Genomic DNA, 25,572 nt, shown 5'->3' with positions numbered 1-25,572 from the left:
AACCCCTTAGTGTATGAGGGTAAAAGATTCATACTATATTTTAGAAAATACACTTGATGGAGATAAAGACCAAAAAATCAAAGTGTTGAGAGTAAGCCAGTATGATACTTTTTATTACCCTCATACATTATCTTCTGAACTATCTTCACTCCTTTTTTGATTGGCTTCTTTGATAACATTTTCAATAAAACAGATAACTAAATTTAAAGCGATTAAAAATAATACGATATAGCCAATAGTTTTTAGAGTTAGTACAAAGTTATTGAATACATAAGTTGATGCTTTTCCTATTCCTATATAAACCACATAACATGCAAATATAACCAATGCTATTGCACTAATTGAAATTATTGCAAGTCCAGTATTTTTTAAAAATGAGCGCAATAAGTATTTATCGAATTTAGAATTATTCATAGCCATATACTATCCTTCATAAAAATTTCATTTTCTAACATTGAACGAAGCGCAACTATTGCTGCACCACCGCCAACAATAATTATGATAAAGCCGAATAAAAAATTGAGATTCATGTTTGCAGCTATGTTTAATTATTTAGATTTAAGCAACTTAATTAGTAGCATTACAATAGTTATTGTACGAGAGTACTTTACTCTCGTACACTTAGAAGATAAGCATCTGGATTCGTTTTTAATTCTTTATCTAACATTATTAGCTTATTCAACATATCTTGGTTTGTCGTCTTGGGAATGATCCAACCGCCAAAACTAATATTGTTTAATTTGATGTTAGGTAGTGGATCTTGTCTATTTTGTTCCAGTAACCAAAGATAGTTTTCACTACAAACAAATAAGACTTTTAATTCCTGATCAATGCGCCGTAAATCACAATATCTGAATAGGTTTACGTTACCTGGTGCTTCAGCATTGATAATTGGTTTTTTTCTTGTTTTTTCACCATGTAACTTAAAGTATTTAACACAACTTTCAATGTCACTTTTTAAATTGATTGGTGCAGTTTCTATTGGTGCCTCTGATAATTGTTCTTCAGCATATTCAAAATAGATCCAACATACATCTTGGTCTTTTAGCTTTTCAAAAAGCCAATCTGGAACGTCATGCAATTTTTGTTTTAGTACAAATGGTTTTCCTACATTCGTAATCTTGACGCTTCTTTTCTTGTACGTGTCCAGCTCCCCTATCTTCTTCACGCCACTTTTATATAAATAACGGTTTTTGAGAACTACTTTACTCTTTTTTACCTCTTTTTCAGGTTTAGGATCAGTACTGGATTTTTCAGGCTCAACATTCAAACAAAAGTAATCTATTCCTTTGGTAAACAATTGAAACTTCCCCTCCTTTTCAATTAAGGCAAAATTCCCTCTGATTTCAGCACCTACTATATCTTTAGATATTAGAAATCGATCATCAACGGTTTGTTCATTTAAGAGCAGTAAAGCCGATTTAAAATCTACTTTGTGTTCTGGTATTACAACATAACCGTGGTCAAACAACTTTTTGCTCACTCGGATAACTGTGTAAATATCCATAACCAGCTCCTTATATTATTTCCTGTAATTTTGGTTGATGTATTCTTGGATCGCTACAATTCTTTTTTCTGAAGTAGGATGCGTTGATAAGAAATCAATTTTAGTGCCCTGTTTTTCTTGGGCTACTACTTTATTCCAAAAGCTGACTGCGCCCTGTGGGTTGTAACCAGCACGAACCATAATATCAACACCTAGAAGATCCGCTTCACTTTCAAGTTTGCGCGAACCAGGTAAGTTAACCCCATAATCGCCTAGTAAACTTGTGCCAGATACAACCATGTCACCAAGACCAGCCGAACTAGCTGCAAGCACACCTAAACCAGTTAAAAGCTTTTTACTTACCTTTTCACGCCCATGATCACGTAAAGCATGTGCAATTTCGTGGCCGATCAGTGCAGCCAATTCATCATCAGTTGCATTAATTTTTGTGATAGAACCAGTCAACACACCGATCTTGCCTCCAGATAGACAAAACGCGTTGATTTCATTATCTCGGATTGTATTAACTTCCCAATTCCAATTTGCTGCGTCAGCTCGATAATGTGGAACTTGTGCGATAAGACGTTTTGCTACTCTATTTACTTGAGCGTTATTCACAATCAATCCACGCTGTTTAGCAGTCGTGATGATGTTGTTGTAAGACTGAGTACTTTGCTGAAGATATTCTTTTTCAGAATACAACATGATTTGTTTGCGTTTAGAACCCATTCCATCAATAGTACTAGATACGCAACCAGTTAAAAGAGATCCGGCAACAGCCAAAACACACAAAGATTTCATCTTAAAATCAAACATTTTGTTTTCCTTTATGTTTAAAAACATTTAACAAGTTAAAACTGCGCTTATTAAGCTTGTTTTTATCTTCCAAATCAGTAATACATTTAAACTCTTTTAAGATGTTTTTGTAATGCTCTTTTTGTTCATTTTCTGACTTATTAAAACCTTTCAAAGCTAACTGTTCAATAGTTTTAGGGCTGAATAATTTCAGAAGAACTATATTTAATATTAAAGTACCAGCCAGTAAGCCCAACGCATAAAGCTGAACAACTGAAGTACTGTATTTAGGTTCCATCGGACCAAGTGAACCAAAGCATATAAAGCTAAATACAGATAAAGTAACTGCAGCTATAAAACTAGATACCGTAACTCTAATCTTGAACTTATATCGTGCAATTAAAGCGACAATTAAAAAACCAAAAAGTATGGTACCAATTGCCGTAGCCATTATGACTAAAAAGAGCCCAGGGTTTGTGTTTGATGGATCTAACATTTCCATAGAATATCCTTAAATAAAACCCTTGCTTTCTAATAGGGTGAAACGATCTTTAAACAGTACAAAGAATGTTTTTTTAACGCTTTCGTACTGGTGTTTGATAATGTCTAAAGCACTATCATATGCACCTAGTTTCACGTAATTAACAAAATTGGCATGATCAAAACCTTTAAGTTTGTGACGTTTAATAAAGCCCTTAAAGTCTTGCTCTTTTTCTTTAAATTGATTCTCAAATTCAAAGAAAAGTTTGCCTAATTTCATGCTGTATAGTTTTAAATTGACAATAAATTCGACTAAAGGTGTTTCATTTCCTCTAATCGTAACCAGCATGTCTTTATCTTTTGTGATTTCGAGCGATGGTAAAAAATTAGAAAAATTAACCAGTAGATCACTTAATAAAACTTGTTTATTAAAGTATGTGACCAAAACAGGTGCGCTATCTGGCACATACGCTTTGATACGTTCAAATTTACTTAAAGCTTCTGGAGAAGCATGACCACTAAGGGCTAATTTCACTAACATATAATTCACTCGACATCTAATTCATTTTTTAAAACCAATTTGTATTTTGGATGAACCCCAAGTCTAAGTTGAAGTAATGTCCACGCTTGCTTTGTTATTAACTTTTCGCCACTTTCAAACTTTGACCACTGTATATTGTTGTACAATCCTGTGTGACTAGACATTTTGGTTTTACTTAAACCACTCCAGACTCTTAGTTGTTTTCCTAAGACTGGTATTGGAACCAGCATTAAACCATTGTCCTCTTGTTCCTTTAAAATCTTTAAAGCTGCCTTTTTACCTACTAATTGACCGCCATCTTCACAAATATAAGTAATACGAGCTGTATATTGTTCAGAGTTTAAGCACTCTTCTAACAATGCTAGAACTTCATCCTGAGGATTCGTTAAACCCCCTCCAACCGTATCGCCTGTATCAGTTTTAATCACGAGTTATACCTTTTAAGATAGATATTCTTATAGTATATACGAAAAACATTTAAAAGATTTTTTTAAAAAAACAAAATGTTCATTTTTTGTATTTTAGCTAAAACCACTTATAATATGATTATTGGTATTAACCAAAGTTTAAAACATATTGAAAGGTGTTTAAAATGACTAACTCTAAAACTAACGCTAAAACCAAAGAGAACCGCTTAAACCAAAATGGCAGTTTAAGCAAAACCGACCAACGCAAGCTTAAACCTATTTCTTTTTGCTTATTAGATACAGAACAAGTGACAATGCTGGAGAAAATTGAAAAGTTTCAATATGGCAATTTCTTTAAAAACATTATAGCTTCTATGACTGATGAAGAAGTTGAACAGATCGCGAATAGCAACAAGAAAAGCGATCCAATCATTCCTCAAAAATTACTAGATCTAAACATCACAAAAGGTTTCTTATCTTGTCGTTCAATTGCAAAGGTGCTTTTTAAACACAATAAAGTTGAATCTATGCTGCATGAGCTACGTAACTTTATCTCTGACGAATTCATTTTAAAGTTAGCTGAAGACCGCAACTTAACACTATCTATAAGCGACTCAGAAGTCGATTCTAATACCTCTTCAGGTATGTTTGATGATCGCTATGCGATGGCTGATACTGGCTATAAGAGCCGTACAACACCTGTTTTCAATCAGCAAAATATTGAATCTATAAAATCCATTGTTCGTGAACATGAGAAGCTTCCAAAACATGTCGAATTAGACAATGATTTCATTGAACAGTTTATGAATGACAATCCTGAAGTATTCGCAAAATTATAAAAACACAAACAAAAAAAACCATCTAATTTTTAGATGGTTTTTTTATGTCTTAATTATTTCTAGAATCAGCTATAAAGCTTCGCTGGCTCGTCTGCAACTGGTATCACTGGCTGTACTTCTTGCATAAGAATTTTAGTCACTTCATCCAGTGGTGCAATGTTGGAAGGTAAAAACTCTATTGCTTCAGGAAATTGTGATTTAAGGTAAGCATCTATGGCTTTGTGAATAGCTCGGTACCATTCTCGCGATTCGCTCTCTAAATTAAACATGCTTGAAATTGAAGCTTCTAGATCCGCAATATATTTACTTGGTAGTAAAGCTTTACGCTCCATATAAGCTTGATGTGCCATAGCAAGCCAGATAAAGCGATTTAATTCCTTACTACTTCCCTCTACGCTATTATCTTTAAAGTTCAACGTTCTAAATTTGCAAATGTGAAAATGTTGCTCACTAAAATATTTAAAGAAATCTTCATACTCAATTACAGAAATGGATTTTTGTAGCACCAATGGTATATCTAATGCGAGATCCACTTCGACTTTACGTGTACCAATGCCATTTTTAATAACAAATTTCATATTCACCTCAAAATAAATTAAATTGTTTAAAGGTGTCTTTATCATTAAAAGTAACCAGGTGATGCGATTCAATTAACGATTTAAGGTCCTTAGCCTGAGCAACTGGCTGTATTTCAATGCTGGCGATTTGTGCAGCTTCATGAATTAACCCTATGATTTGAGCACGGCTTTCTAAATATGCAGATAGATCGCGAGTTTCTTTGAATGAAGAAATGACAAAGTTAATATTCTTTTCTAAATTCTCACTCAAACTGCTTAGTGTTTGGTTAATTGGTGCATACTTTTCTATATGCTCTAAGACTGTTGCATGATCTAGAAAAAAACTAACTTCCAGCAATAATGAATTGTAAAAATCAATAAAGTTCGTTTCTTTTTCAAAGATGAAAATTTCTTGGCCATCTTCGTCATTAGGTATCTCAATTGAACCTTTTGAGATCTCAAAACTTTCATCCCCCAACAATGTATGCAGAATTCGGCCTAAGTGTTCTGCATGTGGTTTGCTGTTAGTAAAGTTGATTTTCAAGTTTTCATTTGAATCAGCAATACGGACTAAAATATAGTTTGTTGTGTGAAATAATTCATCTGCATTGTCAGTAAAATTTAACATTGAAATCTGATTATCTGTTCCAGCATCAGAATCAAGTTGCTTATCCAAAAATTCATGGTTATCAATAAAAAGCTTAGCTACACCGTTTGTAATAATGCTTTCGTATTCACCAAAGTTTTGTGCAAGGTATTCGCTCATTAAATTTGGCAGAACTTCTAATAAACTTTTTTTAAGATCCGATAATTCAATAGCAGAATTGAATAACGAATCTGGCACAAGGTTCTCTACCTCTTCATCAAGTGCTTCATCGTTTGGTGACAACCCTTTTTGCTGTGCAATTGCATTACGGAAGGAAGCCATAATTGAGATTGTCAAAATTGAAAGTGTTACCGTTTTAACCCATTCACTTTTCACATCGTTAGGCACGTAAAAAGCGCAATTACTAACCCACTGGTGGTTATGATTAAGAATCCGCTTTAAAGGGGTTTTAGTGGCTGGAAAAATTTCAAAGACAGTATTTAAGATTGGGTTTTTACCCAATTTGATGCTTTTATTATTACCGTAAAAATAGATGCTGCGAATATCAGACATAATATACTTTCTTAAACTTAACGTTGGTTACATATTATCACTGATTTAGTTTTAAAAAATATTTTTTAAAACTATTAATTTTATTTTTTTGTGTTTTAATTCTGCCCTTGTTCACTGCTTTTAAAACCCAAAAAAACAGGTAACTTTTGCTTAGGCTACGGTGGGAACTTGGTATTACAGTGTTATTTGGTAGCTAAAAAATTAAACATTGATAAACTATTGATAGTAAAAGAGATAAGGAATAGATAGATTTCTTTGCGTGTAGGGATATACTTTTCATCAAACATTTTGTTTATCGCATACAGAAGTGAAGAAAAACATAAAATGAATATGATGATTTGCAATATATATGATGGAGTATTGAGGGTTTCTGGTAGATATTTAATCTTGTATATCGTTGTATTTAAAAACATTTCAAACACAAAGAATACAACTACAAAGATGTAGCAAATATTGAAAATGGCAACTAAGTTGTATGCCGATTTGAGTACCAGGCCTGTCATCGATTGTTCACTTGAATCAATCTCACCCGTTTTTGGAATTTTAAAAAGCACAACGCATTCCAGTTTTAAGAGTGTATCTATTATACTTTTAGAATACCTTTTATCAACTATAAAACTTTGTTATTAAAATAAAAAAATGGCCTTTTAAGACCATTTTAAAACACCCTACCCTCCTTTTAAGACTAGCCGTTGTGCTTATCTTTAGAATCACGGTAAGTAGAGATATGGTAGAAGAAAAAGCACGATAAAAGTGAGAAAAGCACCACCCCGAACGTGTTCCAAAATCTGCTATTTGATAGTTCAGAAATACGTTTATTGATTTCTGAGATAACACATGGATTCGCTTTTGCAACTTCAACATTTACATTGCAGACTTCAGCATATTGGAATAGGAATGTTTTATGGCCAATATCATACATTTCTTGGATCTGGTTAATATTGGTCGTATTCAGAAGAACCATAACAAGAGAGATCAGTGCTACAAATATAGAGATAACAAGAAAGCACTTCACAATGATTTCACGAGCCACATCATCAACACCACTTAAATATCTTTCGAGCAATATATTTAGCTTAGTTCGACCATCAAGGATAATGTTATAGTCATGTTTTACTTCATTATTTCCTGTATGGTTTTGATTTGTTGGTTCAACAGGAATGTCAGATAATTCGGCTGGTAAAGTGACTGCAATTACATCTTTTTGTTCTTCAGGTGCTAAACTTTTATTGCTGCTGTTTGATACAAAATCTTTTAATAAGGGTACTGGCTCACTTTTAAGGTGTTCTGTTTTTACAACCTCGTGAGCCGACTCATTTGCATCGAATAAGATCTTGTCTGTTCTTTCTGGATGCTTGAGATGTATATATTGATAAATAAAATAATTGATCTTTTGCTGTAAGACCGGGCTTTTATCAACTTCACTTTCCACATCTGCACCAAAAGTCTCAGTTATAGATGATTTTAATTCTTGTACTTCGGATTGATTCAGCAATTGATATAGTTCATATATTGTTTTAGAACTGATCATGATAAAACCCACATTAATATTCATTAAACTGTTAGTAGTATATAGAATGTGGTTTTAAAATAAATAGGTATGTTTTAAGAATAAAAAAAACCGCCTTTTAAGGACGGTTTTAAAAGGGGGTTTAATTAGTATAAACAGTTGCCGTTTGCACCAATAGAGCGTCCATTCTGGCTTAAATACCGTTGTACGGTGTTAGCAACATCTCTTGGGAGTTGATTATTCACTTTTTGTATAACATCGACTTTGTATTTATTCTGACAACTCACAATACCAGCCAACATGTTATTGATCAGTGATGTATTGTCTTTACCATCCAATTTACGTGTTTCTTCGTTTATCACTATGAATTGAACAATATTTAGATAGTTATTCGTGAGGTTGTCACCACTTTTTGATGACTTGTTTAGATTCTCAATGGTCGAATTCAAGTTATTCATTCGTGCTTCAAGGCCAGAATCACCAGTGACATTTGCATTATTGTTTTGGTAACGCGTAGCTGTGGTGTTCCGATTAGAATTATATTGTCTTTGCTGTATCGGCTGTTGCTGAACCTGAACTGGTGCTTGCTGTTGAATTTGACCAGGTGCTTGCTGTTGTTGAGCTGGCACTTGCTGAGTTGAATCTTCATTTGAAGTTGCTTTTTTATACCAATCACTAAAATCGGCATTTGCACTACTACTCAATATAGTAGCCGTAAAAATTGCACATAAATAAAGTTTATTATTCATTGTCTGAACTCTCTTTACCGTTGTAGTTCGCTGGACTAATAGCTTTTAAACTGAACTCATTTGCAAGTTTCCACAACCGCATAAATGTCTTTTGCTTTTCTTGTACCCAATAGTCCTTATCTTTTTTTAGAAGATTCTTTAATACATCTGAGTTCAAGTGGAAATTATCATCAAAAAAATGTTCAAACAGGAGTTCTGTTAAATAGTTTTGAGTTAACGTTTTTTTATTTTCATTACCCGTACCAAAGAATATTTGGCAAAGCTTTGTGCTTTCACACACGAGATCTATGTATTTTTTCTCGTCTGCATTTCGCTGGTGGCGCAAATGAGGATGTGTAATAAAAATAGAATTACGTATGAAAGCATAATCAATAATTACAGTAGCTTCCGTTTTCTTTGAAATGTACTCAGCGTTTGTAAGAATTTCACAAGTGGTAACATCAACTTTGTCGCGAATATTAATGAATTCGCTTGAGAAAGTAGATGCACTTTTGTTTTCGATCTCAACTTTCTTATCACGATTTCTCAGATAAAGTAAATTATCTGCTTGCTTCATATCGTTTAGGAATCTTTCAAAGAAGTGATTACTTTTATATAGATCTTCTAGAGCTCGCGTAACATAAGACGCAACCAAATTAAGATTTTTAGCTAAATATGATGGTCCATTCTTAGTTGTATAAGCAGCTAAACGATCCTTAACAAGTTCTATTACTTTTTCAGGTTCACCATTATTCAATCGAATTGCTGAAGTGAAGAGCGCATTACTGATTTTAAGCTCATTGCCCTGTTCATCCTGAACCTTTGCACACATTTCATTTAATGTATTAAGCGCTTTACGATAGTTGGACTTCAACTGAATCTGAAAACGATAATTGCAAAAATTGTCACGATCTGGTGTACGCTTATTGCATGGTTCATACTTAACAGAAATAAATAATTCAATAGATGGATTGTTATTCAGTCTTTCTAATGAAACAAGAAGTCGTTTACGGTAAAAATCACTTGCTTTGTATTTAAATTCTACTGAAAACTCGGTTAATGCTTTGAAGTCAATGTAAGGAATAACCACTTCGCCACGAAACTCATTGATCTTCATCAAGTTATACATATAAAGATCAAAACGGTCCTTAAATCCAAGAACCGTTAAAGTGTCGAGAACTGTGTAGCGCCCCTTTTTATCAAAATCTAATTCAGATAGATTGGCAATCAACGTTTCTTCAAGCTGATAGCAAATAAACGCATTGTTATCTAATTCAAAATAGCCCGTACTGGCAAACATTCTTTTATGAGTTACGCTGTCTACGTCATTTCTTGAAAATGGTTCGCTGTCCATTTGGCGTAAAGAGCTCATTGGTAGCATCACTTTACCAACACTATTTAGCGTATTCCATGCCAAAGATTTGATACGGCCATTGCTAAGGTAATTAGCTTTATTTTTGAATAAAAGAATTTGACGGATGTATTCAAAATTCAGAACAAAGTTGTTCGCTAGTTGTAATGCTTCAATTTGGGATAATTCAGGTTTTTCAGCGATAACGCGCTGCAGCTGATGTGCATACTTATTTTTGGCATTCACCAACATTAAGTAAAAAATGAATTGATCAACAACTGGAATATCTAGATAACATTCGACTATGAAATTACTGATTTTGTTGCCGTAACCCAAGAGATCCATGGTTTTTGTTTCGGCATTAATAATTGAGTCTTTGATTGACTGCGATAGTCCAAAAATTTCATCTTCTGAAATTCCTTTACTTATGCAGACTTGTGAAGAATCTTGCATAACTGCTCCACTTTAGACAACGTACAACGTACATTGCCTGAGATTGAATTAAAAAATAAAAATAAAAATATATTTGCAACCCAACTAACGTTGTAGTCTTTTCGCTTTAAAGCTGTGTATATACTAACTAAATTTTAGACAATAAAAAAGCCTCGTCAGAGGCTTAATTACGCAATTAACATTATTTGTTGACCGATCTGCGGTAACTCTAGTTTAGAAGTAGTGAACCTGTATGGTAGCTTCTCATATATGCTTTTAAAACTAAGAGAATTTCTAAAAAAATCAAAGCTTTTAGTGAGTTTAAAAGTAATATCGCCACTTGATAAGATTTGAATTTCGTCAATCATAGGTGCTGCAGCTTGCTTCGCATCTGTATCAATCATAAATGATAAATCACAAGCTTCACGCATGATCTGGTTGATAGTTTTCTTATTAAAATCTAGACCTGTAACGTGGTTAACTTTTTCAGCTGATACAACGTATCTACCGTCTTCTGCAGAATAAAATGCATTTAAATTATCAACTAGAATAAGCAATTCGGCAGATAAAACACCTTTTAGCAAAATATCAGACGAGCCAGAGCTAAACACATTGAAGTCAATGAGTATTTTTTGATGTCTAAGACTAAATGATTGATATTGCATATCTCGAATTCCCATAGGCATTCTGAGTAGACATTATAGCATCAATTCGTTAATTAGACTACGATTAAAAGCATTTTTAACAGTAATTTCTTAATAAATAAGACTATGAAAAACAGTGCCTTATATGAGTAATATTCACAATTACAATGTAAGTTAACCAATGTAATACTTGATCAAATAAATATGTGCTCAAGATAGGCACCCAGCGAAACTTTTTTATAAATGGTTTGTAAACTTTCTTCCGTCCTAATGACGTAAGTTATTGTTTTATAGTGGTGCCAAAATACGAGCGAAACTTTTTTATAAATGGGTTGTAAACTTTCTTCCGTCCTAATGATGTAAGTTGTTGATTTATAGTGCTGGCAAATTTCGAGCGAAAGTTTTTTATAAATGGGTTGTAAACTTTCTTCCGTCCTAATGATGTAAGTTGTTGATTTATATTGCTGGCAAATTTCGAGCGAAAGTTTTTTATAAGTGGGTGTAAACTTTCTTCCGTCCTAATGATGTAAGTTGTTGATTTATAGTGGTGCCAAAATACGAGCGAAAGTTTTTTATAAATGGGTTGTAAACTTTCTTCCGTCCTAATAGCGTAAGTTATTGATTTTACTTTTTTGTCCAGATCCAATAGCTCAACTATCATAGATAGTATGTTTAGTATGTTTTAAGGTTAGGTTATAACTTTTTGGCTGTACCTAACTTCCAGCGAAAGTTTTTTATAAATGGGTTGTAAACTTTCTTCCGTCCTAATGACGTAAGTTATTGATTTATAGTTGTGTCAAAATACGAGCGAAAGTTTTTTATAAGTGGATGTAAACTTTCTTCCGTCCTAATGGCGTAACTCATTGATTTTCTGTTATAGTCTGAACTCAGCGAAAGTTTTTTATAAATGGGTTGTAAACTTTCTTCCGTCCTAATGGCGTAAGTTATTGATTTGTCGTAAAACAAGCTAAATAGCGATCGTTGGGTCATATATAAGGGCTATTCCTCATAAAATCTGAAAGTCTTTATTATCAAGGCTCTCAGGAAATTGGAGAAGTTATCCGCAACGTTTTGAATTTAATTTGCGCTCAAATGAATTTAATTTGCGCTGGAAGTATTTTTTATTCTATTTAATTTTATTATAAACAGCGACTTACAACACTTGCTAGTTTGCAAATTTCCAATATTGCAAAAAGCTAAAAAATGAACAATATTTTACTCATATTTTTAAATTCATTCTAATATACAAGAACTTAATTTGTGGATAGAATTTAATAGGAAAGTGGATAAAAACATCAAAAACCAGCTAAAAACGCCTTATTTTCTAAAAATTCAAATTCAATTTGCGCTCAAATGAATTTGATTTTCGCTCGTACCATTTGTGTTTTTCCGTACTAATCCTGTAATATCATGAAAAATAAGCATAAAAAATGTCCCTAATTAACTTCCCTTAATTAGAAAGATAATAAACAAAAAATTTCTTTTTAAAAATTTACTCTTAAACTTTTTAATATATTTTTTAATTTTTTATTTGCCTCCTTAGTATATACCAATGAGGTTTTGTAGTATTTTATAAATAGCTTGAGTCAATGACCAGCAATCAAAAATATAAAGCGTGGAATTTAAGAAATGAGTAAAAGTGATAATACGATTAAACGTATCGTCATGACTGTAGATCAATTTTACAAACATGATGAACAAGACGAGCTGTATGCATACGGCTTTGATATGTCTACCAATGAACCAGTTCGCATACGAATGAGTTCATCTGAAGAATTCACGAAGATCATTAATAAACTCAACAAGCATCATACTGAGAATGTTTCAGTAGATGAAGTCCACGCAAAATTTGATTCTGGACGTAACCAACGTACTTCATTAGACACACATAATCGCGGTGCTAACCGTGGTCGAATTATCTGTTTTGACAAATGTGTTGACTCACCCTACGAATCTCTTGACGGTTATAAAACTTATGTTGCTCAGTGGTGCAACGTAATGAGTAACAACCCGAATTCACAATTAATCAAAGCAGTCACTTCTATCAATGTGCATCAACAAAAAAACGGCGATTTCTTTGTTAAAGCTCAAATCATTGAAGATGCAGCACATATGCAAGTGCCCAATGTAAAAATTAATTCTCCAGCACTTCATAACGCTATTATTAAAAATAATTTACAGCTTCTTGTTAAATCTTTATCGAATAGTACTGACAACCAACCTGAGCGCATTCCATTTTCAAAAATTGTTGTGCGCTATGAGTCTGGTTCTGTATTAACTACAATCCCATTGATTCCAACCTATGACAGTGCTGATCGTGAAAGTGTTAAGCAATTCGCTAAGCCAGATCCGTTGATGCAACGTGGCGGTATTGATAAAACTAAAAAGTCTTATCGGGTTGCTAAAGATCCGATTGAAAGTATCAAAGATATTTTGAACGGCAATGACTTTCACACCGCAACTTTTGATCCAAATTTTGTACCATCCAACCAGCATGAAAAAGACCAGTTCGATAAACAGGCTCAGAACGTTTATGTTATGGACCAGGCCCGTATTGCCCTGTTTGCATTACTTGGCGATCGACAAATTAAAGTGTTCTACAATGAAGATGTAGACAAAGAAAAAAATCAAAATTTAAAACGTCTTTACGCTGGCTTGGTGAGTCAAAAATTACTGCCTGAGGTTTATCATGGCCAACAACTACAACTAGGTGCGCTTTACAAAGACACGTTCTTAAAGAAATTTTTCAACAATAAAACGCCTCACGCTGGTTTTCGCAAGGTAGATCCAGAAATAGATTTACGTACTGGTGAGGGTGTTCGTGGTGTTGGTGCACCTCCCCTAGTGAATCAATTTACCGATGACTACGGCAATCCAAAACCGCACGACTTAAATCCTCAATTTTTAAGTCAAGTTGATCGTCAGACCATGAATAAATTGACGCATGCAAAACAGCAATTTGCTGAAGCGTTTATTGTTATTCAACCACACCAACGGAACTCGAATAATTGTTTTGTCTCGTTTATCGAGCCTGTTGAACTTACTCAAACCCGTATGAATGCGTTGAACTTTTCAGAAATTACGGTAGAGCATGTACAGCAACATAAAGCTTCAATCGATAGTCCGTTATCTAAGAACTTCAACCACGATCTTTTACCTGATCCACAAGAGTTAATGATGAAAGTCAGACAGCCAGAAATGGATGTTAAGAAAAGCCAAGAAAAGGCTGCGACTTCTGATGTCTATAACGACATGACTTTTTAATCAAATTTAATAATTCTTCTTCAGGTTCGCTATGACTACTCATGATTTAAACGAAAAAATTAAATGGATCGACTTATCACAAGCTGGTGTATATCTCGATGTACGGCGTGTTGGCCAGACGGATAGCCAATTACTCTTATTGGACGTTCAAAAAAAACTATCTAAAGAAAATTTGAATAACATTGGTTTTACACCGATGAAGTTTGAGGCTTATCCTCACTTTGACGGTCACTTGTATCAATACAATTTGAATGAAACGATCAAACCAAGACTGTTTCATGAAGTTTTGGGTATTCCAAAAGAATTTATCCGTAGTGTGCTTGCGACTCGCCAAGAATTGCATGATTTGTTCAATGCCCAAGCAAAAACATTGGTGCCACAACGATTGAACGTTGCGTTGAATAGTGCAACTCCACTCGGTTATAACTCTGATGGCAACAAAATCTATGCTTCAGCTCATAACCGTTTTTACGTGAATGCCCAAGGTACGCAAATACCTGAAGGTCCTAATGATCAGCCGTCTAGTCTGTACTTACGTGCGACCAAGCAAAAAGATTTAAAAGAATGCTTAAGAGGCTATATCTATCAATTAGAACATGAAACAAAGAGCCATAATCACCAGGACTTTTTAAAGTTTTTAGCTCTAATCACGCAAGCCAAAAATGCTGACGTTGATGTATCCAAGGTAACAGATAAACAGATCCATACTGCAGAAGAAGCGCTTGAAACAGTGATGGTCGAAAAGTTAGGTGAGCTTGATTTTACTGAGAGCTCATTTAAAACGAGTTTAGCGTTATACAATCGCATGCCGACTAAGACCATGCGAAACAATACGATTCGTATGTTACAGCAATATTCGACTCCAATCCCGATGTCACTTGTGGCTCAGCGCTTATTGATTGAGGGTGATAACCGAACAAAACAAAACTTTTCCGTGCTCGAGCCAACTGTGGGTAATGGATCTTTAATCGGTTTATTAACCCAAGAGCGTAATGCTTCTGTCTATGCGGTTGAGTTAGATCCCAAACGTGCTGAACGTACAAAAGCACTGACTCAAAATTATGAATGCACGGTTGTTACTGCAGATGCTACACAAATTGATTTTGAGCAAACGTTTAAGCAAAAAGTTGACTATGTGATTGCCAACCCTCCTTTTGGTGCTATGGATAAATTAGAACGTGTTGCACCAATTTTGGTTCAACAGCGTAACGGCGTAGATCCAAACCCATTATTGGTAGATCCATCAGAAAACGTCTGGTTCAGTACGGATAAATTGGACCATGCCATTCTGGTTAAATCACTAAACGCACGAAACGATCAAGGGCGTTCAGTTTTCATTATTGGCTCAGATAAACAGATTTCAGATGGTAAGGTTGAGCGTAAATCAAAGAATTTACTCAATTATCTCTATAAGCATTATGAAGTTGAGGCGGTTGTAGAAATCCACGGCAATGCATATGCACGAAACGGCGCTAATCAAAATGTTCGTATGTTGGTGGTAGGCAATCGTAAAAATGAACAAGCGTTACTACAAACTTACCAATCTTCTGTGGTACCAGATAAGTTGAAAGTCATAACGGACTATGACGAACTTTGGGGATGGGCTAATAACGTAATCTATAAACGTTTGAATCCGAATAAGGATCTATACTTCAAGCCAACTACTCCGACTCCAGTTGAGCAACAAGCACCAGTGGTTGAACCTGTTGTTGAGGTTAAGCCTGTTGAAAAAGAAAATGACGATTTGTTTGCCAGTCTAGGTGATGAACAGCCTGTTTCGCCACTTGAAGATATTGCATCAAGTGTAACGCCTACGTCTGCAGTCACTATGTTTGATGAAGTCGTGGTCGCTAAAGAAGAAGAGATTAAGCAAGAGGAAGCTGTCAAACCAAAACCGATGTTTGGTCGTAAACCTAAATCAAAACCGAATAAAGTTTCTTTTGACTTCGGAACCGTTGAAGTTAGTACGCAAACAACCAGTTCAGATGATGATGTACCTACACCAACTGAAGCTACACCAACGTTTGAAAATGAAAATGACAATGATTTCGTGCCTGAGGTAAAGAATCCGCACGAGAACCAAAATCAGGATGAAGACCTTGACGATGACGTTAATCTTCAAGTAGGTGATACCACGGCGACCAATGAGGGTGAAACACCTGAACAAACACCAGCTGAAGAACCAGCGGTAGAGCAAGTAAAACAGGAACCGGGTTTAACTGCTGAAGAGATTGCTAAGTTAAATTCTGAATTAGCGATCGGTACTGAGCAAAAAGAAGAAGAACCGACTGTTGAATCTGACCAATCAAATTTACAGCCGATTGTTCCTGTTCCTAATGCTGAAAACACAACAGAACCAACTCCGGAAAATATATACCAAGTTAAGTATATACCGATGTCCATGGCATCTGAGCCAATTGCTTTAGTGGCTAAAAACCAGATTAAAGCGATTAATCAGGCAAATGCTCAATTGACTAAACACATCCAAAATGTATTAGGTTTTGGGGGTATCAATTTCCAAGCTGAAGTCGATAATGGTAACTACCCTACTCTTGTTGATGCCTATGTCGCTAAGAAATTGCAATATGACAATTTTGATGCACTAAAGTCCGCTTTTGCATGTGAACAGGTCGATGCGGTTGCCCATATCATTTTACGTTTTGACCAAAACTTACCTGTGCTTATTGGCGACCAGACGGGTTTAGGTAAAGGTCGTATTGCAGCTGCGTGTTTACGATATAGTGCGTTAAGAGGAAAGCCCCCTGTTTTCCTTACAGATACAACGCAACTCTTGAACGACATTTGGCGTGATATTGTTGCTACAGACAGTGACAAGTTCTTTAAAGATCCGTTTATCTTTAACTCGGATGCTGTGATTAACCGCTTTGGTACTGAAGAGGTTTTATTCACTGGCCAAGATCTGCCTAAGGAAATTGAAGATATTCCAGCGCAACATGACTTGGTATTGGCAACGTATAGCCAATTTAACCGACCAAACCGTAAACGTGCGTTATTGACTCGTTTTATTAATCAAGACACTGTTTTGGTGATGGATGAAACGCACCGTGCAGCATCCTTGAAATCAGCTACAAGTCAATTTTTCTTAGATGTTATTGATCAGACCAACCTAATTAATTTCCAGTCTGCATCGGCAATTAAGAAACCTGAAAATCTTGAATTCTTCCATAAATTGTTCCCTCGATCCGTATCTCGTAATGACTTACAAAAGGTTATCGATAATGCAGATGGTCCAATTTTGGAGTTTATTTCTGAAGGTTTGGTAGACAGCTCTGCCATGATTCGTAGAGAGCAAGATCTCTCGCACATTACCATTCAAACCTTTGTGCCAACTGAAGAGGAAATTAAGAAATTTCACAATTACTCAGATGTTCTTTCTGACATCTTGACGGACATGGTGAAATTTTCTAAAGACATTCGCCTCGATGCGCTAGAAAACATTGCCAATGATGATGATGCTGTTGCCAATTTAGACTTTCATCAGGATTCAGACGATCCGAAAAACCGTTTAAGTTTGAGTGTGATGAACTTTGGATCTCGAATGTACCAGATCCAAAAGCAATTCCTATTGGCATTGAAAACTGACTCTACAAGTGATGCTGTGATTCAGGCGTTACATGAGGGTAGAAAGCCCGTGATTGGTTTGGAAAATACGGGTGAGAGTCTATTCAACATTTTGATGCAAAGTCGCATGGAAGCGATTTTAAAAGCAGATACGGCGCAAGACGTTACCGCTGATTCGCCTGAAAAAGAAAAAGCGTTTAATAACTTCAAGTCGGTATCGTCAGAAATTGAATTTCTTGAAAATGAGCTTCAAAAACTCATGATCAAAGAAAACCGTGACGCTGGCGATGAAAAAGCAGCGAAAAATATTCAAAAGGAATTGACTAAGCTTGAATATAAGCGCGGTAGCTATCTGCAAAGTCAAATTTCTGTTTTAGATGAACTCCCACAATTCCGTGACTTGCTTGAAGTGATGTTAGATCGCATCGATGTGGTGAAAGCTGAAGATAACTACGGTAACTCGTTCGTTAAGAAGCTCAGTACGGAAGTGACATTTAATGAAAACGGCGATCCAGTGGTAAGTCCGTATAAAATCATTTTGGATCGTATCAAAGAAAAGATTCAAAAGTTCCCTGATCTACCTTTGATGCCTTTGGACGTACTACGTAACAAGGTGACAAAAGCTGGCTTCAAGATTGATGAAATCTCTGGCCGTCAGATCCACTTAACGGAAACAAGAGACGGCAAATGGAAGGTTAATAAACAAGAGAACAATACGACACAAGGTAAGATTTTGGTTCAATCAAAATTCCAATCTGGTGAAATCGATGTTGTTATTGTGACTCGCTCTGGTTGTACGGGTATTTCTCTACATGCAGCCAAAAACCCTGATCCTACAATTCCATCGGATCACTTGCGCCAACGTGAGTTGTTTTTCTTGCAAAAACCTGAGAACTCTACCGATACGATTCAGATGATCGGTCGTGTGGGTCGCCGTGGTGAAGAATCACATCCGATTATGACGACAGTAGATTCGGGTATTCCAGCAGAAACACGTATGCACTTAATGATGATGCGTAAACTGTCTACCCTATCAGCGAACGTCTCTGCCAACTCAGAAACCAAGTTTAACGAAAACGATTATCCTGACATGCTCAACTACATTGGCAACCGGGTATCGTTGGACTATTTGAAAAATAACGTGAACTTGGCGAACACACTTGATATTGATATTTCGGATGATGAAAAAGGACCATCGTATCGCACGGCGCAAAACTATCATGTGAACCAGTTGCTATCTAAACTGATTTTGATGCCGATTAGTCAGCAAGAACAGGTTTATCAAGACTTGGTTGTTGACTATAACGATAAGATCCGTGAATTAGACTTGTTGGGTCGTAACCCACTCAAGACCAACTTTTTAGACTGGAAAGCTAAAAAAGTCCGTGAGTTTGAAGTGAAGGACAACTTCTTTACCGTGACTTCAGAAACAGAAGCAGCCAAGATCAATACCTTTGATCTACCTGTGCGTTTTGAAGGTCTGCAATACATTGAACATGTTGAGCCATTACGTGCTGACAACCTAAAACTCATGTTCAAAGAAAGTGATGATTATCTGGTGCGTCAATTTAAACGTATCAATGAAAACATCAATGAAACGGTACACGGACTACTACACTATGCCTATAACTTTGAGGCATTGATGTACCAAAAATATGAAGGCTTTGCTAAGCAAAAGTTATTTTTCAAAAGTGGGCAAATGCGTGGTGAAGTAATTCGTGATTATCGACACGAAGTATTTGATCATTTCGGTGTTGTTGAAGCCAATGTAAAACACATTGATGATATTCAATTTCGTAAACCTGATGATCACTCTGCAGATGCCTTTGAAAAAGTAGCTGAAGCGGTTTATCTAGCCAATGATCCTATTTTGACCTCTAACTTTGATCGCATGTATCGAATTGTTCAGGATCTAAAATTCTTGGCTCGTTCTATGGAAAGGAACGAAAAAGAAGGTCATTCAGCGCATGGGTTATTGTTCCTTATCTCAAAACCTAGTCTTTTTGATGATGAAGTGACGCCAGATCACAAAACAGGTGCTTTGCTACGTCTAGACCTACCGCCGTTACGTGGAGGTGCAATCACACCGAATGCGGTTAAGCTTGATTTGGTTTACCCTGGTGATAAGAAGTCGTTTAAAGTTCCACTGATCAATTACACCATGCAAAATGCCAAGCAAGACTTGGATTGGGTAGCTCCAGTGAGTGAAAAAGGACGTATTATCCTAAAACGCTTCAATCCTGAATTTTATTCTTATGCTGATGTGAATAGACGTCATGTTGAGGATCGTCAACCCTTGGTGAACTTATTTACTGAACAAAACAATTATTCCCGTTATACGCGTACCTATTTTGAGAAAGCGCCGTCTGGTGATGTCACACGACAAGCGATTACCTTAACGGGCAATATGTTCAAGGCACATAAGATTGTCAGCTCACTAGATCTACGACATTCAACCGTTATATTTACCGATGCTGATGGTATGCGTAACCGTGCGTTATTATTGCCATCAAATACACCAACTGACTTGTTTGAAAGCTCTCTTGAAAACCAAGTGACGTTTAAGCAAGTTAAAGAGATTGCGAACTTCTTTAATCAATTGCCTGTAAACATTGATTTCAACCGCAATAACTATGTGGGTACTAAGGTTAATTTCCCGTACAAGAAAGCAAGTATTGAGTTCTACTACAACGGTTCAGACTGCTTTAATGTGACGGTGAAATCTGTTGCAAAACAGTTCAATCGTTTTATGTCGAATACCAACGTATTCCATGATCCTAAAGGCGGTAAAACAGATGAATCGTTGAACATCCACTTTACTGAGCCAGGCCGTAATGAGTTTAGATTTGCGCTTGATCTCAAGGATGTTGAACGCTTTGTTGACGAGCTGGACAGTACAACCAAAATTGAAGCTGCCTTTTTGGATTTAAAATCTAAACTTCCTGATGGTAATGGTTACTTTTTAAATGAAATTAACCTTATGCTTAATCCTCCAGAAGAGCCAGCTTATAAGGCTGAGTTACCTGAGGGTAAAACCCTAGATAACGATCAAGAAATCCAGCAATTATCTTTCTAAAACCCTCCCTTAAAAGGTATATACCAGACCATACGTGAATAACAATTACGTGTGGTCTAGTTCGTATATACCATGTATCATATCTGTGACGATCACATTGACGTTTTAAAAAACAAATACAGGTATTTTATGTGCAACTCTAATCCCTTAGAGGAATCTTCTAATAACTCAGATTTAGTGGATTTTGACAGTGAATTAGACATCACAACTGGTTTTAATTCTGACTTTAAAGAAGACTTTATTTGGAATGTTGATACAGATTCTAAAAAGGACTCTTAAAATCAGAAAGGCCACCTGTCATAAGGATCAAATATGGACCAAAGCCCTAAACAAGATAATTTTGACGAGCAAACACTTGATCAACTGCAAGACGGCCAATCATTAACTTTCAATGAGGGCCTGGAACAGTGGGATGATTTAAGTTTGGACGGCGTGAAATTTCAATCCATCCAGCCTACGCCACAACAAAACAATGTTGCACAAGATCAATCGCAACAATACCAGTCTGAACCATATAGCAATGATCCCCTATCTGAACCTCCATTAATGGAAGAACCGCCAGTCATGCAAGATGATGGGTATCAATATGATCAGCCTATGGGCGGTAACTCTGTACCTCCTGGGCACCCAGATTATGATTACGCTCCCCCTCTTGAAGATACTCGGTTGAACGATGATGAACCGATGTTTTTTGACGAAGGTGATTATGAGCGTAGTAGCTACCCGAACTACGAGAATGAACAGTCCATCATTCCTGAAAACACGTTTGATCTTTCCGCTGTCACTGTCAATGATTTAGCTGAACTTGATCCTGTTCTGATTGGTAAAGTATTTGATGCACTTGAGCAAAGAGATCCAGCCAGTCAATTAGAATTCTTTGCAGACATCGGGCTTGATCTGCAGAATGATGATGATCTTAAGTTTATTGCGGATCTGAATAAAATCCAGACTAAAAACGCACTGGACCAAGGATTAGGCAATATTGCTGAAAATAACAGTTCATTGCAAGTTGAAGACCGTGTATATACAACTGCAGACTCTAAATTATTCCTATCAGACAATGATCCTGATTTCCTCCTTTCCAAAGAAGAGAATCCATTTGAAGCCGTTCAAGTGGCTGAAAAAACCCTCTTTAACTTTGAGACAAAATCTTTTGTCACTCAGCCCTACTATGGTTTAAGCCTGAAGGGTGCAACTAAAGAAAATGCCCTCAACTTCCTGAGTAATCGTCAATTCGCGATTGAAGGCTTGATTAACCAAAACCAAGTCGTGCGTGAAGCAAAACAGCAGATCTACAACGAAGTTACGGGTGCACCGAATACCTATTTTTCAGGTGAATTAACCGATAAAAACCAAATTAACGCATTGATGCGCCAAGTGCGTGATTTTTGCTTAATTCGTGGGATTGAAGCTGAAGAACTTGGCTTAGTGCCAAAAACTATCGTCATGGATCAATGGCGTGTGAATAGCGACCATACAGCTGCTCGACTTGAACAACTTGAGATTCACTATCTTGAATTCAATACGGACACGTTAACCAAGGAAGTAATTCAGTTATTAGAAACCCGTGAACATAGCGACCAGTTACAAGCTGCTCTACTTTTGAAAGAACATAAAGAAAATCAGAAGACTAAAGAGACAGTAAAGGAAGATGTTGAATCAGCTGATCCGAATGCACCAAAAGGTACACCAAAGAGCACATTAAACATTGCTGGTGGTCCACAAGACAAAGCAAGTTTGGCTGCAAGTAGCGTTGCCTCTAAAAGCTTTAAGGATATGCGAAATGAGGAAGGTAACGAACGTCCTCCTTTAGCGCGTGAAAATAGCCACGGCCATCCACGCACGGTCGCTGATGAACTCGCTGCGCTCAGTGCAAAAATGATTGCAGTCATGATTGAACTGGTTAAGAAAACAATCAAGTTGATCATTGCAGCGATTATGGCCATGTTCAACAAGAACAAAAGCCTTGATAACCTGAAAAATATTTGGGATAAACCAATCAATCCTGATGTTACCGTTAAAAGTAACCATCCAGACGCACAACAACCCGAACAGCTTGCCAATACAGCCGATAAATCAAAATTGACTGAACCTGGTAAGAATGCCGATATTTTAAAACCGATCTCAAAAGAGCAAATGTTGCCTCTTTTAAACGATCCATATACCACTCAACTGAATAAAGACCGTGACGGCGTTACCTTAGAAGAATTCGATCTAAATGTCGCTAAAGTCTATGCCATTGACGGTGAACAATACATCGTGATTGATGTAGTCGGTAAGGATTCTGTCGAAGGTGTTGAATCCTCTACCCCATTTATCAAACTGGTTAAAGAAGCAGATTTACCGCCTCAAGTGGAAGGTAGCGATGCACTTACCCCGATTACGCCGTTCTATTTAGAAACGATTGAAGACAAAGTAACGTTTCTCTCAATTGAAGAACTGCACGAAGGCATTAAGTCTGAAAAGATCCATGAGTTTGAAGGTCGCTTTTTTGAACCCATTTGTTCTCAGTATTTAGAACAAGCACGTATGTTCCTTGGTGCCGAATATCCATTAGGGCAAGATCCAGAACAAATGACTGAAGAAGCCAAAGCTTCATACAAAGATCAGTTTATTCAACGTGCCTATCAATCAGGTCAAATGATTTCGGATCAAGTAAAGAAAGCCAAATCTAAACTTTCAAACCTTTTGGGTAAGTTTAAAGGCAATACTGCAGAACAGTCGGCAACTCAATCAGCACCGCAAAGCCAAGACCAAAACAATGACGGTAAACCAATGAACCCTTATGACAGTATTTATGTTGATCATGATTCTGACTTAGAAGCATTCTTTAAAGACCGTCACAACAATGTTTCTAATGCTGAAATTGAACAGTTTGTCGGTATGGTTTATGAAGATGAAACAACCCAAACCAATATGGTTGTTTTGGATATAGCTTCCGATAATCTGGATAAACGTGCGATCGTTGTGCCTCTTTCGGTGATTGAAGATCTCGAAAATATCACTGAAAAAGATGTGCTTTATCTTAAAGACATCGTGAATGAATCCTCTACCGTTCCACTGTATGAGCTGGAGTCTGTCGAGCCGATAGACGAGTTAAATGCGCTTGGTAAATTTTCAAGCGAATACTTAGACAAGCTCAAAGCCGATACCATCAACAATACTGCAGAACAGACTAATACTTACGCCAGATCTGCCGAACGTGAACTTGAACTTTTAAAAATGATTTTGGAAGGCAAGCTCAGTGTTGTAGGTGCTATGGTGAAAACGGATTACGGTCAATTCGTGGTACTGACTTCAGATTCGGAAGGTCATAAATCAATTGCACCCGAATACAACGCCGTGGCCATTACCAACCTTGATCGTCAAATTACCACGGAAGATATTATTAATGCCGGTATTACAACGATACCGCGTAAAGATATTTTAGAGTGGAATACTGTCACGGCGCTCAATGAAGAATCTGCCAATCAGGTGACTTATTTAGATCCTGAAGTTTACCAAGCAGTAAGTAATGCAATTCATCAAAATCGCGAAAAAGAATTGATTCAAACCTTGAGTACGTTACAACCCTCTGCAGCACTCAATAGCATCGGTTCAAAAATCATTACGCAAGATGGCAATACATATATTGGTCTATGCGCCAAAGATGATGGCAAATCAGGCGAGTACTACGCCGTAAAAGCTCCAGATAATCAACTCTCCCCGATTGGTGCAAGCTATATCAATGATGTTGGTGTTGAAGTCATTAGCCGTAGCCAAATTGCTGAATTTCAGAATGCGGAAAATAATCAGCAACAACTAATCAGCCATGATGTGTTTGTTACATTGCTAAATGCAGTCAATAACAGCAATGAACAAGAAGTACTTCACCTCTTCTCTAACTTGGACCAGGTGAAACAACAAATTAAAGATTCGTTATTCAGCGAAAAGGAAAGTGAAAAAGTGATTGAACAAAATCAATTTATTGAACAACTGAAAAACAATAACCTTGTGAAAGCCGATCACATTAACGTGCTTAATCAAATTGCTGATCAGATTCAAAATACGCAACTGAAAAATGTTGTTAAAGGTATGGCCTCAACCGTTGTTGCGCCTGAAAACTCTCAAAACGAGATGTATGTTCAAAGCTTTCTACATCTCAACCAACGCCTAGACACGTTACAACAAGATTTAAAGCTTCAAGCAGCATCAAATCTTATGAATGCTGAATATAAGCAACTTTTTGAATGTATGGATGATCATCTAGTACTACCTACTGCGTATGGTGATGCCAAGTTTGTAAACCTTAATAGTGTTGAGCCTCGTATTGTTGAATTTAGAAACTCGGCTGAAACAGGTCAAATCTTTGACAGCTTCAACGCCGTGATTGCTGAAACAGGAAACGTGGAAATTGCGCTTCAGCACTTAAAGCAAGAGATCTTAACCGATCACTATATCGCTGCGATTCATGAAGATGTGAAGTTACACCGTCTAGAACAGCAAGACATGGACAAAATCAAAGAAGTGAATCAGATCCTTGAGGCTGATTTTGATAAAACTGGCCTACGCTTAGAAGCGCTCCAAGATGGTTTGAATCTCAATACTAAAAACTACTTAGACCAAGTAAAGCTTGAGAAAAATACGACATCTCAATTTTTGAGTGACCTTGATAAGCATATAGATTTAGAAGTCGCACGTAGAAACGATCATGACAATGATCAAACATTGGGGCGTTAATC

16 protein-coding genes are annotated in these 25,572 nt (G+C 36.4%); 4 read left to right on the top strand and 12 right to left on the bottom strand.

The window, feature by feature from the left end; genetic code table 11:
* Positions 1–120 precede the first annotated feature (120 nt).
* From I6L31_RS17750 to I6L31_RS17725, 6 genes are all read right to left on the bottom strand, one after another.
* On the bottom strand, positions 121–420 hold the full coding sequence (locus I6L31_RS17750) for a hypothetical protein (protein ID WP_005005752.1): 300 nt from the start codon (positions 418–420) through the stop codon (positions 121–123).
* Positions 421–607: 187 nt separating this feature from the next.
* Positions 608–1,507 carry a hypothetical protein gene (locus tag I6L31_RS17745; protein WP_005005753.1) on the bottom strand — a complete coding sequence of 300 codons (900 nt, stop codon included), beginning with the start codon at positions 1,505–1,507 and terminating at the stop codon, positions 608–610.
* Between the two features lie 15 nt (positions 1,508–1,522).
* The gene (locus tag I6L31_RS17740; protein WP_005005756.1) at positions 1,523–2,302 is read right to left on the bottom strand and encodes a M48 family metallopeptidase; all 780 of its coding nucleotides are present in this window, start codon (positions 2,300–2,302) and stop codon (positions 1,523–1,525) included.
* Positions 2,295–2,783 (bottom strand): hypothetical protein, encoded by a 489-nt coding sequence (locus I6L31_RS17735; RefSeq protein WP_005005757.1) that lies wholly within the window; start codon positions 2,781–2,783, stop codon positions 2,295–2,297. Before I6L31_RS17735 ends, I6L31_RS17740 begins: the two co-directional genes overlap by 8 nt.
* Positions 2,784–2,792: 9 nt before the next feature.
* On the bottom strand, positions 2,793–3,302 hold the full coding sequence (locus tag I6L31_RS17730) for a hypothetical protein (RefSeq protein WP_005005759.1): 510 nt from the start codon (positions 3,300–3,302) through the stop codon (positions 2,793–2,795).
* A 5-nt stretch (positions 3,303–3,307) separates the two neighbouring features.
* Positions 3,308–3,730: a hypothetical protein gene (locus I6L31_RS17725; RefSeq protein ID WP_005005760.1), complete on the bottom strand. Its 423-nt coding sequence runs from the start codon at positions 3,728–3,730 to the stop codon at positions 3,308–3,310.
* A gap of 164 nt (positions 3,731–3,894) precedes the next feature.
* Between I6L31_RS17725 and I6L31_RS17720 the strand changes: the two genes are divergently transcribed.
* Positions 3,895–4,548 (top strand): hypothetical protein, encoded by a 654-nt coding sequence (locus I6L31_RS17720; RefSeq protein WP_005005764.1) that lies wholly within the window; start codon positions 3,895–3,897, stop codon positions 4,546–4,548.
* A 65-nt stretch (positions 4,549–4,613) separates the two neighbouring features.
* On the opposite strand, the gene I6L31_RS17715 is transcribed toward I6L31_RS17720, so the two are convergent.
* The 6 genes from I6L31_RS17715 to I6L31_RS17690 form a co-directional block, all read right to left on the bottom strand.
* Positions 4,614–5,126 carry a hypothetical protein gene (locus I6L31_RS17715; protein WP_005005767.1) on the bottom strand — a complete coding sequence of 171 codons (513 nt, stop codon included), beginning with the start codon at positions 5,124–5,126 and terminating at the stop codon, positions 4,614–4,616.
* Positions 5,127–5,133: 7 nt separating this feature from the next.
* Positions 5,134–6,264 carry a hypothetical protein gene (locus I6L31_RS17710; protein WP_005005771.1) on the bottom strand — a complete coding sequence of 377 codons (1,131 nt, stop codon included), beginning with the start codon at positions 6,262–6,264 and terminating at the stop codon, positions 5,134–5,136.
* Positions 6,265–6,949: 685 nt separating this feature from the next.
* Entirely contained in the window at positions 6,950–7,795 is an 846-nt protein-coding gene (locus I6L31_RS17705; protein ID WP_024160863.1) for a hypothetical protein, read from the bottom strand.
* Between the two features lie 125 nt (positions 7,796–7,920).
* Complete coding sequence (locus I6L31_RS17700; protein WP_005005776.1) at positions 7,921–8,523, bottom strand: hypothetical protein; 603 nt, start codon at positions 8,521–8,523, stop codon at positions 7,921–7,923.
* Positions 8,516–10,306 carry a hypothetical protein gene (locus tag I6L31_RS17695; protein WP_005005779.1) on the bottom strand — a complete coding sequence of 597 codons (1,791 nt, stop codon included), beginning with the start codon at positions 10,304–10,306 and terminating at the stop codon, positions 8,516–8,518. Before I6L31_RS17695 ends, I6L31_RS17700 begins: the two co-directional genes overlap by 8 nt.
* A gap of 167 nt (positions 10,307–10,473) precedes the next feature.
* Complete coding sequence (locus I6L31_RS17690) at positions 10,474–10,950, bottom strand: hypothetical protein (RefSeq protein ID WP_005005780.1); 477 nt, start codon at positions 10,948–10,950, stop codon at positions 10,474–10,476.
* A gap of 1,608 nt (positions 10,951–12,558) precedes the next feature.
* Between I6L31_RS17690 and I6L31_RS17685 the strand changes: the two genes are divergently transcribed.
* The 3 genes from I6L31_RS17685 to I6L31_RS17675 all read left to right on the top strand — a co-directional run bounded on the left by I6L31_RS17685 (position 12,559) and on the right by I6L31_RS17675 (position 25,570).
* Complete coding sequence (locus I6L31_RS17685) at positions 12,559–14,193, top strand: hypothetical protein (RefSeq protein ID WP_005005782.1); 1,635 nt, start codon at positions 12,559–12,561, stop codon at positions 14,191–14,193.
* 31 nt (positions 14,194–14,224) lie between these two features.
* Positions 14,225–20,851 carry a strawberry notch C-terminal domain-containing protein gene (locus I6L31_RS17680; RefSeq protein WP_005005784.1) on the top strand — a complete coding sequence of 2,209 codons (6,627 nt, stop codon included), beginning with the start codon at positions 14,225–14,227 and terminating at the stop codon, positions 20,849–20,851.
* A gap of 312 nt (positions 20,852–21,163) precedes the next feature.
* Entirely contained in the window at positions 21,164–25,570 is a 4,407-nt protein-coding gene (locus I6L31_RS17675; protein ID WP_005005786.1) for a hypothetical protein, read from the top strand.
* Positions 25,571–25,572 lie beyond the last annotated feature (2 nt).

The sequence above is a fragment of the Acinetobacter septicus genome (genome assembly GCF_019355975.1).
Taxonomy (GTDB): Bacteria; Pseudomonadota; Gammaproteobacteria; order Pseudomonadales; family Moraxellaceae; genus Acinetobacter; species Acinetobacter ursingii.
The sequence above is the reverse complement of the archived record's forward strand: the minus strand, read 5'-3'. Positions and strand labels throughout refer to the sequence as shown.